The following is a 14,141-nucleotide window of genomic DNA, read 5'->3' on the forward strand; positions in this document are numbered from 1 at the left end:
CGCCCCCTTTTCAAGGGGGTGGTGTCGAAGGCGGCGCGGGGGTCACCCCTTCTGCACCTTGGCAGCTTTGCCCTGCAGGAACGCACGCACGCGCTCCTTGGCTTCTGGCGCGCTTTGCGCGATCGAGGCCATCAGGGCTTCGGTGAACAGGCCGTGGTCGGCGGGTTGTTCGGCAATACGGGGCAGGGCGTGCATCAGCGCGAAGTTGGTCATGCGTGCGTTGGTGGCGATGCGCGTGGCCAGCTCGATGGCCTTGTCCCGCGCGGTGCCGGTGGGCACCAGGTACTGCGCCAGGCCGACGCGCTCGCCGTCGGCAGCGTTGTAGACGCGGCCGGTGAGCATCATGTCGGTCATGCGCGCGGCGCCGATCAGCTTGGGCACGCGCACCGCGCCGCCGCCGCCGACGAAGATGCCGCGCGTTCCCTCGGGCAGGGCGTAGAAGGTCGACTCGTCGGCCACGCGGATGTGGCAGGCGCTGGCCAGCTCCAGGCCGCCGCCGACCACCGCGCCGTGCAGCGCCGCGATCACGGGCACCGTGCCCTTCTCGACGCAGTCCAGCGCGGCATGCCACATGCGCGAATGGAACACGCCCTCGGCGGCGTCGCGTTCGCTCAGCTCCGACAGGTCGAGACCGGCACAGAAGTGTTCGCCTTCGCCGTCGATGACGGCCGCCTTCACGCTGGCGGGCAGGTTCTGGAAGGCGTCGCGGATCGCGAGAATCAGGCCGTCGTTCAGCGCGTTGCGCTTGGCCGGACGGGTCAGGGTGACGATCGCGACTTCCTGTTGTTCGCCGTGCAGGCGGACGCTCAGATCGGGGTGCTGGGTGGTCATGGTGGTGCGGGTTTTCGTGCTTGTTGGGTGTTCGAATTATTGTTATAAACAATAACCAAATCAAGCGAAACCCGGCCCGGATACCCCCGGATTTACCCCTAGTACCGACCCTTGTCAGGAGACACCATGGACCACCAGAACCTGATCGCCATCGACATCCACACCCACGCCGAAGTGAGCTGCTGGAACCCGTTCGACAACTATGGCGAAGAGTACGACCGCGCCGCCGACAAGTACTTCGGCAGCAACCGCCGCCCGACCATCGAAGAGACCGTCGCCTACTACCGCGAACGCAAGATCGGTCTGGTGATGTTCACCGTCGACAGCGAGTCCAAGCTGGGCCGCCGCCGCATTCCCAACGAGGAGATTGCCAAGGCGGCGCGCGAGAACAGCGACATGATGATGGCGTTCGCCAGCATCGACCCGCACAAGGGAAAGATGGGCGCGCGCGAAGCCGAGCGCCTGATCAAGGAAGAGGGCATCAGGGGCTTCAAGTTCCACCCGACGGTGCAGGGCTATCACCCCTACGACAAGATGGCCTGGCCGATCTATGAGGTGATCAACGCGCACAAGATGCCGGCGATCTTCCACACCGGCCACAGCGGCATCGGCAGCGGCATGCGCTGCGGTGGCGGCCTGCGGCTGGAGTACAGCAACCCCATGCACCTGGACGACGTGGCGATCGATTTCCCCGACATGCAGATCGTCATGGCCCACCCCAGCTTCCCCTGGCAGGACGAGGCGCTGTCGGTCGCCACGCACAAGCCCAACGTCTGGATCGACCTCTCGGGCTGGAGCCCGAAGTACTTCCCCAAGCAGCTGGTGCAGTACGCCAACACGCTGCTCAAGGACCGCATCCTGTTCGGCAGCGACTACCCGCTGATCACGCCCGAGCGCTGGATGAAGGACTTCGAGGTTGCCGGGTTCAAGCCCGAAGTCATGCCCGGCATCCTCAAGGGCAATGCCGTGCGCCTGCTGGGCCTTGCCTGACCGTTCTGTTGCACTTAGGGTAAATACCGACAGAGCAGACTTGCATAGCTGAATGTGGGTAATGCCGCTTTTCAAAAAGGGAAGAAGCCCGGACAGTCGCACTGCACTCACTTGTGGTCCATGCCCCGTCCGGGCAATACCGTGTTGAACACCTGAAGGAGACCTCCATGACCTACCGTTCCGTTCGCCGCAGTCTGCTTGCCACACTGGCTGCCCTGTCCGCCCTGGCGGCCGTGCCTGCCCAGGCCCAGACTGTCACGCTGCGCCTGCACCAGATGCTGCCGGCACAGGCCACCATCCCCGCCCGCGCCATCGTGCCCTGGGCGCAGAAAGTCGAAGCCGAATCGGGGGGCAAGATCAAGGTCCAGATCTTCAACGCCATGCAGCTGGGTGGCGCGCCTCCGCAGCTGTTCGACCAGGCCAAGGACGGCGTGGTCGACATCACCTGGACGGTGCTGGGCTATACACCCGGCCGTTTCCCCAAGACCGAAGTGTTCGAGCTGCCGTTCATGAGCAGCTCGGGCGAGTCGTCGTCCAAGGCGCTGCAGGAATATGTCGAGAAGTTCGCGGCCGACGAGTTCAAGGACGTCAAGCTGATCGCCGTGCACACCCACGGCCCCGGCCTGTTCCACACCAAGCAGCCCGTGGTTGGTCTGGAAAGCCTGCGCGGCATGAAGATCCGCGGCGGCTCGCGCATCATCAACAACATGCTGACCAAGCTGGGCGCGACGCCAGTGGGCATGCCGGTGCCGGCGGTGACCGACGCGCTGTCCAAGGGCACGATCGACGGCACGACCATTCCCTGGGAAGTGGTGCCTTCGCTGAAGGTGCATGAGCTGGTGAAGAACCACACCACCTTCGCCGGCAAGGAAGGCCTGTACACCCAGACCTTCGCGTTCTCGATGAACAAGGCCTCCTACGACAAGCTGCCGCCCGATCTCAAGAAGGTGATCGACAACAACTCCGGCCAGGTGGCTGCCGCCATGTTCGGCAAAGCCATGGACGACGGCGACAAGGCCGGCCGCGAAATCGCCACCAAGGCGGGCAACAAGATCACCGAACTGGAACTGGCGGAAGTGCAGCGCTGGCGCCGCACGGCCTCGACGGTCGAGACCGACTGGGTCAACGAAGTCAAGGCCAAGGGCATCGATGGTGCCAAACTCGCGTCCGAAGCCCGTGCCCTGATCGCGAAGTACAACAAGTGATCCGGCGGCGGACCTGTCGCCGGAACCTCTCCGGGATTTCGATGGGTTGAACGGGTTTCACAATCCGTAACTTCCGGCTATAGTCCGCCCCGTTTCGCTCCAATACCCCTCAAGGTGATCGTTTGAAAATCCTCTCTGCCCTGGCACGGCTTTGTGCCATCCTGGCGGGTGTGCTGATGACCGCCATCACGCTGGTGACCTGTGCCAGCCTGATCGGCCGCAACACCACCGGCGCCACCTTGCTCGGCGACTACGAGCTGACGGCGGTGACCGCCGGTGCGGCGGTGGCGCTGTTCATGCCCTGGTGCCAGCTCCGGCGCGGCAACATCATCGTGGACTTCTTCACCGCCAAGGTGCCCGAGCGCATCAACGGCCAGCTGGACCGCTTCGGTGCCCTGGTGATGGCCGGCATGATGATCCTGCTGGCCTGGCGCACGGGCGTCGGCGCCATGAATGCCTACAGTTCCCAGACCACGACCATGATGCTGGGCTTTCCCGAGTGGATCGCCTACACCTCGATCGTTCCCCCCCTCTGCCTGACCGGTCTCATTGCCTTGTACCAGGCCTTCATCGGCGACTTCGAGGAGCAAGCGCAATGAGTTCGATTTCCATGGCGGGCGCCATCTTCGGCGTCATGCTGGTCCTGATGGCCCTGCGGGTGCCGATTGCCGTCTCGATGTTCGCGGCCGGCGTGTTCGGCTATCTGACCCAGGTGGGCTGGCTGCCGTTCTCCAACAACCTCAACGGCATGGTCTATGCCCGCTTCGCGAGCTACGACCTGTCGGTGATTCCGCTGTTCATCCTGATGGGCAACTTCGCCACGCAGGGTGGCATTTCCAAGGCCTTGTTCGAAGTGGCGGCCGCGCTCATGGGTCGCTTCAAGGGTGGCCTGGCGATGGCCGCCGTGGTGGCCAGCGCGGCGTTCGGTGCGATTTGCGGTTCGTCGGTGGCCACGGCTGCGACGATCACCTCGGTGGCGTTGCCCGAGATGAAGCGCCACGGCTACTCAGGCCGCCTCTCGACCGGTACGCTGGCCGCCGGGGGCACGCTGGGCATCCTGATTCCGCCATCGGTGCCGCTGGTGATCTACGCCATCCTGACCGAGCAGAACATCGCCAAGCTGTTCGCCGCCGCGATGGTGCCCGGTGTCATTGCCATGACCGGCTACCTCATCGCGATCGCGATCTACGTGCGCGTGGTGCCTGGCCAGGCGCCCGACCACGACGACGAAAGCCAGCCCAAGCTCAGCGCCAAGATGGCGCTCGGCGTGGCACCGATCGCGGTCGTGTTTGCCATCGTGTTTGGCGGCATCTATGGCGGCCTGTTCACCCCCACCGAAGGTGCGGGCGTCGGTGCGGCAGCGACCTTCGTTGCGGCCCTGCTCAAGCGCGAACTGACCTGGGCCAAGGTCAAGCAGTGTTTCTTCTCGACCGCCGAAGCCAGCGCCATGATCTTCATGATCTTCATCGGCGCCGACCTGATGAACTCGTCGCTGGCGCTGACCCAGGTGCCCGCCATGCTGGCCGAGGTCGTCAATGGCTGGGGCCTGTCGCCCCTCATGGTCGTGACGGCGATCCTGCTGTTCTACGTGGTGCTGGGCGCGGTGATGGACGAGCTGTCCATGATCCTGCTGACCATCCCGATCTTCTTCCCGATGATCATGGGCATGGACTTCGGCATGACCAAGGAAATGACCGCCATCTGGTTCGGCATCATGGTGCTGATGACGGTGGGCTTCGGTCTGCTGGCGCCGCCGGTGGGGCTGAACGTCTACGTGGTCAACGGCATGGCCAAGGACGTGCCGATCAGCGAGAGCTACAAGGGTGTGATGCCGTTCCTGATGAGCGACGTCGTCCGCACCACGCTGTTGCTACTGTTCCCGTCGATTTCGCTCTGGTTGGTCCAGTTCGTCGGAAACTAGTCCGCGACCAGCCGCCCGGCATCCATCACTTTCGGGCATATCTGAAAGGGCCTGCGAGCGATTGCAGGCCCTTTTTCTGTTCACTACAGTCGTCGTCCGTGCACCACAAAAACCGAGGAGACATTCCATGGCACCGCATCCGTCCCGTTTCCGCCGCGCCCTGCTGTCGGCCGGTATTGCCCTGACGATGCTGGGCTTGTCGGGCCTGGCTTCGGCCCAGAGCTTCCCGAGCAAGCCCCTGCGCATCGTGGTGCCCTTTGCGGCCGGTGGTGCGGGCGACCTCACGGCCCGCATCGTCGGTGCCGAACTGAGTCAGTCGCTGGGGCAGCCGGTCACCATCGAGAACAAGCCGGGCGCTGGTGGCGTGGTGGCGGCCGAGACCGTGGCGCGTGCCGAGCCCGATGGCCACACGCTGTTCCTGATGTCCAACGGTACCGCCGTGACCGCCAGCCTGTTCAAGAGCCTGCCGTATGACACGCTCAAGGACCTGGCACCGGTGTCGACGCTCGGGACGTTTGACCTCGCCGTGCTGGTGCCGGCCGACTCGCCCTACAAGACGCTGGGCGAGCTGGTGGCGTTTGCGAAGTCCAACCCCAACAAGCTCAACATCGGCAGCATCAACATCGGCAGCACGCAGAACCTGGCGGCCGAGCTGTTCAAGTCCAGTGCCGACATCGACGCGCAGATCGTGCCCTTCAAGGCCACGCCGGAGCTGATCGGCGCGCTGCGCGGCAAGCAGGTGGACGTGGGTGTCGAGATCCTCGGCCCCGCGCTCACTCAGATCAAGGGTGGTGCCTTCCGCGCGCTGGCCGTGACTGGCAAGAAACGTTCGAGCATGTTGCCGGACGTGCCGACCGCGGTAGAGGCGGGTGTCAAGGGCTTCCAGGCCTCGTCGTGGAACGCGCTCGCGGTGCCGGGCAAGACACCGCGTGCCGTGATCGACCGGCTCAACAAGGACATCGTCGCCGCACTCGCCAAGCCGGAGGTGAAGAAGAAGCTTGCAGACCTCAACATCGATGCCGACAACAGCACACCCGACGAAGCCATGCAGCTGCTGGCCGCCGACATCAAGCGCTGGGGCGCGGTGATCGAAAAAGCAGGCATTCCCAAACAGTGAGCGGGGTGCGGCATGGATGAACTGCGCATCGGCCTGATCGGCTACGGCGAGGTGGGCCGGACATTCACCGCCGGCCTGATGGAGAAGGCAGCCTGGACCGGCGCCTGGGATCTGAAGTTCGCCGATCCGTCGCTGCGTGACGAGGCGCTCGCCCATGCTGCCGCGGCTGGTGTCGTGGCGTGCGACGGTGCTGCGGCGTTGTGCGCGCAGGCGAATCTCGTGATTTCGGCGGTGACGGCCAGCAATACGCTGGCGGTCGCCGAAGCGGCGGCGCCGCACATCCGGCCGGGCAGCGTGTTCCTCGACCTGAACTCCGCCTCACCAGGCACCAAGCAGAAAGCCGCCGCGCTGATCGATGCGGCTGGCGCGCACTACGTCGAGGCCGGCGTGATGACCTCGGTGCCGCCCTATGGCATCCGCGTGCCCATGCTGATCGGCGGCGCGCATGCCGTGCGGCTGCAGCCGGTGCTGGCGGCGCTGGGCATGGACGCCAAGGTCGCGAGCGAACAGCTCGGCATCGCCTCGGCCACCAAGATGTGCCGCAGCGTGATGATCAAGGGGCTGGAGGCGCTGGTGCTGGAGAGCTACACGACCGCGCGGCACTACGGCGTGGAAGACGCCATGGTCGCAACGCTGCAGGAGACCTTCCCCGGCATCGACTGGACGAAGCAGGGTGCCTATTTCTTCAGCCGCGTCGCGCAGCACGGCAAGCGCCGCGCCGAAGAGATGCGCGAAGTGGCCAACACCGTGCGCGAGGCAGGCTTAGAACCCTTCATGGCCGCCGCGATTGCGCAGAAGCACGACTGGATGGCCGCGCAGGCCCGCGCCGGACACTTCACCGGACTGGGCCAGAACCCTTCCTGGCAGGGCTACGCCGACCGGCTGCTGGCGGCCCGTGGACCGGCCGCCAACGACGACTGACACCGACAGCGCCCATGTTCGACATCCTGGCCATCACCGGCCCGATCTACCTCTGCATTGCCCTGGGCTACCTGGCGACCCGGCGTGGCCTGTTCGAGCGCGGCGACATGCGCGTGTTCGGCAAGTTCGTGATCAACCTTGCGCTGCCCGCGTTGCTGTTCAATGCGCTGTCGCAGCGCAGCGTCGGCGAGATCTTCAACGGCCGCTATCTGCTGGCCTATGCGCTGGGCAGCCTGTTCCTGCTGAGCGCTGCCACCTTCTGGTTTCACAAACTGCGCGGCGAGAGCATGAGCCGGTCGGCCATCATGGCCATGGGCATGTCCTGTCCCAACAGCGGCTACGTCGGGTATCCGGTGCTGCTGCTGACGCTGGGTGCACCGGTCGCGGGCGTGGCGCTGGCGCTGAACATGGTGGTCGAGAACCTGGTCGTGATACCGGTCCTGCTGGCGCTGGCCGACCTGGACCGACACGAACCGGGCCACTGGCACAAGCTGATCGTGCAGACCCTGCAGGGGCTGGTGCGCAACCCGCTGATCATCGCCATCGTCGCCGGCTTCATGGTGTCGGCGCTGGGGTTGCACATGCCCTCGCCGGTGTCGCGCACCGTGACCCTGTTCGCCCATGCCAGCAGCGCGCTCTCGCTGTTCGTGATCGGTGGCAGCCTGGTCGGGCTGCAGTTGCATGGCCTGAAATCGGCGGTGGCGCAGATCGACATCGGCAAGCTGGTGCTGCACCCGCTGTGCATGCTGGCGGTGATGACCTGGCTGGTGCCGATCGACGACACGCCGCTGAAGGTCGCACTGCTGCTGACCGGCGCCATGCCCACCATGGGCATCTACACCATCCTGGCCCAGCGCCAGGGCCACGAGGGACTGGCATCCGCGGCCCTGCTGGTGGGCACGATGGCCTCGTTCTTCACCCTCAGTGGGCTGCTCTGGGTGTTGCGCCACAGCGCGGGCTGGCTGGCCTGAGCTTGGGCTTCTTTCGGCGCCGGATCAGGGCTTCCCGGGGGCCTCGACGGTTTCTTCGCTGATCTTCCAGCCATCGGCGCCGCGCACGAAGACCAGGCGCTTGCGCACCCGGTCGTCCAGCGATCCGGCGCGGTAGCGCTGCAGGAAACGCACGGTGGCGCGGTCCCCGTCGATGCCAATTTCCAGTTGTTCGACCAGCACCCGCAGACCGCGGGCATTGCGCAACCGGTCTTTGCGCTGCGATACCCAGGCTTCGTGGGAAGTCCCTTCCGCGGGACGGAAGTCGGCAGCGTAAGCGGCAAGGTAGCGCTGCACGTCGCGCGCGGCCCATGCGCTGCGCCAGGCTTCGACAGCGGCCGTGACCTCCTGTCTGGAATCGTCGGCTGGCGGCGCGGCTGGGGGCGGTGCAGGGTTCGCCGGCGTGGCTGGAGGTGCAGAAGTGACTGGTGAGCTCGGGGTGGTGGGAGGGCTCACCACATCGGTCGCCACACCAGAGGGCTGCGGATTGGTCACGTGCGTCGACGTCAGGGGCCGGAAGGCGACATAGGCCACCGCCAGCAGCGAACACACCAGCACCACGGGCAGCGGCCAGCGGCGTGCCTGGTGGCGGGTGAACAGCTGGAAACCGCTGGCGCCACCGACCGGGCGCGCGCGCAGGCTGTCGGCCGAAAACAGCACGACGATGAACCCCAGCACCAGGATCAGCAGGGCCACGGCGAGCGTTTCGGCCGACAGCCGTCCGGCGATGGACAGCATCAGGGCCATCGCACCGAAGGTCGCTCCGAAGGCGGCAATCAGGGTGAACATGGTGCTTGGGAAGGGCGCATCGTCTTGGAAAAGTGCTGCATTTTATGCAGCAGCTCCTTCAGAGCCCCAGGGCACTGCAGACCTCGGCAATGAGGCCGAGCGCCGTGCGCTGGGTCAGTGTGGCTGGCCGCTGCGAGCTGGTCGCCAGACTCACGCGGGTGCGCAGGCGCGGTTCGACCGGGCGCATGCGGTAGGCCGAGGGCCGGATCGACGAGGCGACCGCGTGGCGCGAGAGCAGCGCCGAGCCGGCACCATCGGCGACCAGGTCGAGGATCGCCGACACGCCATCGATTTCCAGCCCGACGGCTGGACGGCAGCCGATGGCGGCCATTTCGGCCTCGACATGCATGCGGATCGCATTGGGCCGGCTCGGGATCACCAGCGGCAAGGTCGCCACCTCGGCCAGCGGAATCGGCGACGGCGGCGGATCTTCCGCCAGGCCCGGCGGGCGGGGCTGAACCAGCACCAGTTCTTCCTCCATCAGCGGTGTGATCTCGATGTCGGGCGCTGGCGTCGCGTTGTAGAGCACGGCGATGTCCAGCCGGCCGGTGTGCAGCCATTCCTGCATGGTGGCCGACAGGCCTTCGCTGATGGATAGGCTGGCCTCGGGCAGCTGCGCCCGGAAGGCACGTGTCAGCGGCACCGCCATTACCCTGGACAGACTGGGGGGCAGGCCGATGGCCACACGGCCGGCCAGCGCACCGCGCACCCGACCCAGCTCTTCGCGCGCGCGCTCGACCTGGTGCAGGATGCCGCGTCCGTGTTCGAGCAGCAGCTTGCCGGCTTCGGTGGGCGTGGCGCCGCGGCCGTTGCGGATCAGCAGGTTCTGGCGCAGCTCCACTTCGAGCAGGCGGACCTGGCGCGACAGCGCTGGCTGGGCCACGTCCAGCGCGAGCGCGGCCTTGGTGAAGCTGCCCAGCTCCGCCACGCGCACGAAGTATTCGAGTTGCTTGAGGTCCATGCAGGTCCCGGTGAGGAGACCTGATTATTCCACTCTGCGATAGCTCGATCCGGGATATCCGGATTTGGTCGGTTTCAGTCTGCCTTCACCCGGCCCGAGGTGATGACCGGCCGCCAGCGCTCGATTTCTGCCGCGATGTACTTGCCAAAGGCTTCCGGGCTGGTCGGGTTGGCGACCGCGCCTTCGGCATTGAGGCGCTTCTTGAGCTCGGCCGAGTTGAGCGCGGCGTTGATGGCCTGATTGAGGCGGGCCACGATGTCGGCCGGCGTGCCGGTCGGAGCGACCACGCCGTACCACTGGTCGGCCTCGAAGTCCTTGAGGCCCAGCGCCTCGTTGACCGTCGGCACCTCGGGCAGGGCATCGACGCGCTGCTTGCCCGACACGGCTAGCGCCTTGAGCTGGCCGCTGCGGATCTGGCCGATCACGGCGGGCACGCCGGTGAACAGCACCTGCGTCTGGCCGGCCACCAGGTCGGTCACGGCTGGCGCTGTGCCGCGGTAGGGGATGTGCACCAGCGAGATGTTGGCGCGCAGCTTGAGGTATTCGGTCGCCAGGTTGGCCGCGCTGCCATTGCCGCCGGAGCCGTAGTTGAGCCGTCCGGGATTGGACTTCGCGTAGGCGACGAAGTCCTTCATCGTGCCCGCCGGCGTCGACGGGTGCAGCACCAGCACGTTGGGCACGTTGGCGACCCAGGCCACGGGCGCGAAGTCCTTGAGCGGGCTGTAGGGCAGCTTGGTGTAGAGGCTGGGGTTGACCGCCAGCGTGCCGATGTGGCCCATCAGCAGGGTGTAGCCGTCGGGCGCGGCCCGGGCCACTTTCTCGGCGCCGATCGCGCCGCCCGCCCCGGGCACGTTGTCGATCACCACGGTCGCGTTCCAGGCTTTGCCCAGCTCCTGGCCGATGGCGCGCGCCAGGATGTCGGTGCTCCCGCCCGGCGTGAATGGCACCACCAGCCGGATGGGGCGGCTGGGGTAGGTCTGTGACCAGGCGGCCAGTGGCAGGACGGCCAGCAGCGCCAGGGCGCCCACGCCTATCCGCTGACCCAGGCGCCGGCGAGGCAAGGTGTTGTTCATGCGTGTCTCCTCGTGGGTGTTGTGCGGCCAATCTATCAGTGCCAGCAACGGCTGGTCAGTCGCGCGGGCATCTCTCAGCGATCACAGCCCGGCATGGATTGTTGTGTTCATGAGTTTTTGCGATATCTGGTAGAGGGCTATCACACTTGTCTCTGGCTGGAGTGGTGCCCAGAATCCCGGTCATCCCACAGAACGGAGACCGGACATGTCCCTGCAGAAGCCTCTCATCATTGACTGCCACGGCCACTACACCACGGCCCCGAAGGCGCTGGAGAACTGGCGCAACGCGCAGATCGCCGGCATCAAGGACCCGGCCGCCATGCCGAAGGTCGCCGACCTCCAGATCAGCGACGACGAACTGCGCGAGTCCATCGAGACCAACCAGCTCAAGCTGATGAAAGAGCGCGGTTCGGACATCACCATCTTCAGCCCACGCGCCAGCTTCATGGCCCACCACATCGGCGACTTCAATGTGTCGTCCACCTGGGCTGCGATCTGCAACGAACTCTGCTACCGCGTCAGCCAGCTGTTCCCCGACCACTTCGTGCCGGCGGCCATGCTGCCGCAGAGCCCCGGCGTGGACCCCGCGACCTGCATTCCCGAACTGGTCAAGTGCGTGGAGCAGTACGGCAACGTCGGCCTGAACCTGAACCCCGATCCGTCGGGCGGCCACTGGACCAGCCCGCCGCTGACCGACAAGTCCTGGTACCCCATCTACGAGAAGATGGTCGAGTACGACATCCCCGCCATGATCCACGTCAGCACCAGCTGCAACGCCTGCTTCCACACCACCGGCGCGCACTACCTGAATGCCGACACCACGGCCTTCATGCAGCTGATCCAGGGCGACCTGTTCAAGGACTTCCCGACGCTGAAATTCGTGATCCCGCACGGCGGCGGCGCGGTGCCTTACCACTGGGGCCGCTTCCGTGGCCTGGCGCAGGAAATGAAGAAGCCCCTGCTCAAGGACCACCTGCTCAACAACGTGTTCTTCGACACTTGCGTCTACCACCAGCCGGGCATCGACCTGCTGACCAAGGTGATCCCGGTGGGCAACATCCTGTTCGCCTCGGAAATGATCGGCGCCGTGCGCGGCATCGACCCCGAGACCGGCAACTACTACGACGACACCAAGCGCTACGTACAGGCCACCGGCAACCTCAGCGACGAGCAGCGCTACCAGGTCTATGAAGGCAACGCGCGCCGCGTGTTCCCGCGCCTGGACGCCCGCCTCAAGGCCGCAGGCAAGTAACCCACACCGATCCGAGGAGAACAAACATGTACGAACTGGGCGTTGTCTACCGCAACATCAACCGCGCCGACCGCGCAGCCGCCGACGGCCTGGCCGCCCTGGGCTCGGCCACGGTGCACGAAGCCATGGGCCGCGTTGGCCTGTTGAAACCCTACATGCGCCCGATCCAGACCGGCGTGCAGGTCTCGGGAACCGCCGTGACCGTGCTGCTGCAGCCGGGTGACAACTGGATGATGCACGTCGCGGCCGAGCAGATCCAGCCGGGCGACATCGTGATCGCCACCGTCACGGCGGAGTGCAGCGATGGATACTTTGGCGACCTGCTGGCCACCAGCTTCCAGGCGCGCGGCGCCCGTGCGCTGGTCATCGAAGCCGGTGTGCGCGACGTGAAGACACTCAAGGAAATGAACTTCCCGGTCTGGAGCCGCCACATCTCGTCCAAGGGCACCATCAAGGCGACCCTTGGCTCGGTGAACATTCCCATCGTGTGCGCGGGGGCCTATGTGACGCCTGGCGACGTGATCGTGGCCGACGACGACGGCGTGGTCTGCGTGCCCGCCGCCCGCGCGGTGGAGACCCTGGCCGCCGCGCAGAAGCGCGAAAGCTTCGAGGGCGAGAAGCGCGACAAGCTGGCGTCGGGCGTGCTGGGCCTGGACATGTACAAGATGCGCGAGCCGCTGGCCGCTGCCGGTCTCAAATACATCGACTGAGGGAGCCACCATGAGCAAGACCACTTCCGGTGACTTCACCAAGACCGCTGGCTGGATGGACTGGTACACCGGCCCGTCCAAGCCCCGCTTCCAGCTGCCGGCGGGCGCGGTCGACGCGCACTGCCATGTGTTCGGTCCTGGTGCCGAGTTCCCCTACGCACCCGAGCGCAAGTACACGCCGTGCGACGCGAGCAAGCATGAGTTGTTTGCACTGCGCGACCATCTGGGCTTCGCACGCAACGTGATCGTGCAGGCCACCTGCCACGGCGCCGACAACCGCGCCATGGTCGATGCCTGCCTGTCCTCTGGCGGCAAGGCGCGTGGCGTGGCCACGGTCAAGCGCTCGGTGACGGACGAAGAACTGCAGGCCCTGCACGCCGCCGGTGTGCGCGGTGTGCGCTTCAACTTCGTCAAGCGCCTGGTGGACTTCACGCCCAAGGACGAGCTCCTCGAGATCGCCGGCCGCATCAACAAGCTGGGCTGGCACGTGGTCATCTACTTCGAGGCCGTGGACCTGCCCGAGCTGTGGGACTTCTTCACCGCGCTGCCCACCACGGTAGTGGTGGACCACATGGGCCGTCCGGACGTGTCGCTGCCGGTCGACGGCCCGCAGTTCGCGCTGTTCGAGAAGTTCATGCGCGAGCACACCAACGTGTGGAGCAAGGTGAGCTGCCCCGAGCGCCTGTCGGTCACCGGCCCCAAGGCGTTGGACGGCGAGCAGAACGCCTACACGGACGTGATCCCGTTTGCGAAACGCATCGTCGAGCAGTTCCCCGACCGCGTGCTCTGGGGCACCGACTGGCCGCACCCCAACCTGAAAGACCACATGCCCGACGACGGCTTGCTGGTGGACTTCATCCCGCACATCGCGCCGACCGCCGAGCTGCAACAGAAGCTGCTGGTGACGAACCCGATGCGTCTCTACTGGCCCGAGGAGGTCTGATATGTCCCTCAACAAACCCTATCTGGACGTGCCCGGCACCATCATTTTTGATGCCGAACAATCGCGCAAAGGCTACTGGCTCAACCAGTTCTGCATGTCGCTGATGAAGGCCGCCAACCGCGAGCGCTTCAAGGCCGACGAACGCGCCTATCTCGACGAGTGGGCGATGACGGAAGAGCAGAAACAGGCCGTGCTGGCGCGCGACCTCAACTGGTGCATGCGCACGGGCGGCAACATCTACTTCCTGGCCAAGATCGGCGCCACCGACGGCAAGAGCTTCCAGCAGATGGCGGGCTCCATGACCGGCATGACCGAAGAGGAATACCGCAACATGATGATCCACGGCGGCCGCTCGGTTGAAGGCAACCGCGTGGTGGGCGAAGATGGCGACGCACAGGCACACCGCCAGCCCCAGGGCGCTGCAGGAAAGAAGGCATGA

At 65.8% G+C, this 14,141-nt stretch carries 15 protein-coding genes; 11 read left to right on the plus strand and 4 right to left on the minus strand.

The genetic code is table 11. The features are described from left to right. Window positions 1-42: 42 nt before the first annotated feature. The gene (locus tag ACLIJ1_RS02115; RefSeq protein ID WP_411363825.1) at window positions 43-831 is read right to left on the minus strand and encodes a crotonase/enoyl-CoA hydratase family protein; all 789 of its coding nucleotides are present in this window, start codon (window positions 829-831) and stop codon (window positions 43-45) included. A 126-nt stretch (window positions 832-957) separates the two neighbouring features. Between ACLIJ1_RS02115 and ACLIJ1_RS02120 the strand changes: the two genes are divergently transcribed. The 7 genes from ACLIJ1_RS02120 to ACLIJ1_RS02150 all read left to right on the plus strand — a co-directional run bounded on the left by ACLIJ1_RS02120 (window position 958) and on the right by ACLIJ1_RS02150 (window position 7,956). Continuing rightward, on the plus strand, window positions 958-1,821 hold the full coding sequence (locus tag ACLIJ1_RS02120; RefSeq protein ID WP_411363826.1) for an amidohydrolase family protein: 864 nt from the start codon (window positions 958-960) through the stop codon (window positions 1,819-1,821). Between the two features lie 167 nt (window positions 1,822-1,988). Further along, complete coding sequence (locus ACLIJ1_RS02125; RefSeq protein WP_411363827.1) at window positions 1,989-3,026, plus strand: TRAP transporter substrate-binding protein; 1,038 nt, start codon at window positions 1,989-1,991, stop codon at window positions 3,024-3,026. A 122-nt stretch (window positions 3,027-3,148) separates the two neighbouring features. Then, entirely contained in the window at window positions 3,149-3,625 is a 477-nt protein-coding gene (locus tag ACLIJ1_RS02130; protein ID WP_411363828.1) for a TRAP transporter small permease, read from the plus strand. Then, entirely contained in the window at window positions 3,622-4,947 is a 1,326-nt protein-coding gene (locus ACLIJ1_RS02135; RefSeq protein WP_411363829.1) for a TRAP transporter large permease, read from the plus strand. The genes ACLIJ1_RS02130 and ACLIJ1_RS02135 overlap by 4 nt, the downstream gene beginning before the upstream one ends. A 187-nt stretch (window positions 4,948-5,134) precedes the next feature. After that, complete coding sequence (locus tag ACLIJ1_RS02140) at window positions 5,135-6,064, plus strand: Bug family tripartite tricarboxylate transporter substrate binding protein (RefSeq protein WP_411364768.1); 930 nt, start codon at window positions 5,135-5,137, stop codon at window positions 6,062-6,064. Window positions 6,065-6,076: 12 nt separating this feature from the next. Beyond that, window positions 6,077-6,985 carry a DUF1932 domain-containing protein gene (locus tag ACLIJ1_RS02145; protein ID WP_411363830.1) on the plus strand — a complete coding sequence of 303 codons (909 nt, stop codon included), beginning with the start codon at window positions 6,077-6,079 and terminating at the stop codon, window positions 6,983-6,985. A gap of 14 nt (window positions 6,986-6,999) precedes the next feature. Further along, complete coding sequence (locus tag ACLIJ1_RS02150) at window positions 7,000-7,956, plus strand: AEC family transporter (RefSeq protein WP_411363831.1); 957 nt, start codon at window positions 7,000-7,002, stop codon at window positions 7,954-7,956. A 24-nt stretch (window positions 7,957-7,980) separates the two neighbouring features. Here ACLIJ1_RS02150 and ACLIJ1_RS02155 read toward each other — a convergent pair whose 3' ends face one another. The 3 genes from ACLIJ1_RS02155 to ACLIJ1_RS02165 form a co-directional block, all read right to left on the minus strand. After that, entirely contained in the window at window positions 7,981-8,763 is a 783-nt protein-coding gene (locus tag ACLIJ1_RS02155) for a YybH family protein (protein WP_411363832.1), read from the minus strand. Between the two features lie 58 nt (window positions 8,764-8,821). After that, window positions 8,822-9,724 (minus strand): LysR substrate-binding domain-containing protein, encoded by a 903-nt coding sequence (locus ACLIJ1_RS02160; protein ID WP_411363833.1) that lies wholly within the window; start codon window positions 9,722-9,724, stop codon window positions 8,822-8,824. Window positions 9,725-9,798: 74 nt separating this feature from the next. Further along, complete coding sequence (locus ACLIJ1_RS02165; RefSeq protein ID WP_411363834.1) at window positions 9,799-10,797, minus strand: Bug family tripartite tricarboxylate transporter substrate binding protein; 999 nt, start codon at window positions 10,795-10,797, stop codon at window positions 9,799-9,801. A 205-nt stretch (window positions 10,798-11,002) separates the two neighbouring features. Here ACLIJ1_RS02165 and ACLIJ1_RS02170 point away from each other — a divergent pair, with 205 nt between their 5' ends. Genes ACLIJ1_RS02170 through ligA form a run of 4 tightly spaced genes read left to right on the plus strand, consistent with a single transcriptional unit; the run spans window position 11,003 to window position 14,141 of the window. Next, window positions 11,003-12,049, plus strand: coding sequence for an amidohydrolase family protein (locus ACLIJ1_RS02170; RefSeq protein WP_411363835.1), 1,047 nt, complete (start codon window positions 11,003-11,005; stop codon window positions 12,047-12,049). A gap of 26 nt (window positions 12,050-12,075) precedes the next feature. Further along, a complete protein-coding gene (ligK, locus tag ACLIJ1_RS02175) occupies window positions 12,076-12,759 on the plus strand; it encodes a 4-carboxy-4-hydroxy-2-oxoadipate aldolase/oxaloacetate decarboxylase (RefSeq protein WP_411363836.1) in 684 nt (227 codons plus the stop codon). A gap of 10 nt (window positions 12,760-12,769) precedes the next feature. Next, a complete protein-coding gene (locus ACLIJ1_RS02180; RefSeq protein ID WP_411363837.1) occupies window positions 12,770-13,702 on the plus strand; it encodes an amidohydrolase family protein in 933 nt (310 codons plus the stop codon). Window position 13,703: 1 nt separating this feature from the next. Then, entirely contained in the window at window positions 13,704-14,141 is a 438-nt protein-coding gene (ligA, locus tag ACLIJ1_RS02185; protein WP_411363838.1) for a protocatechuate 4,5-dioxygenase subunit alpha, read from the plus strand.

Origin of the sequence: Hydrogenophaga sp. RWCD_12 (assembly GCF_046604225.1) — a bacterium.
GTDB lineage: Bacteria > Pseudomonadota > Gammaproteobacteria > Burkholderiales > Burkholderiaceae_C > Hydrogenophaga.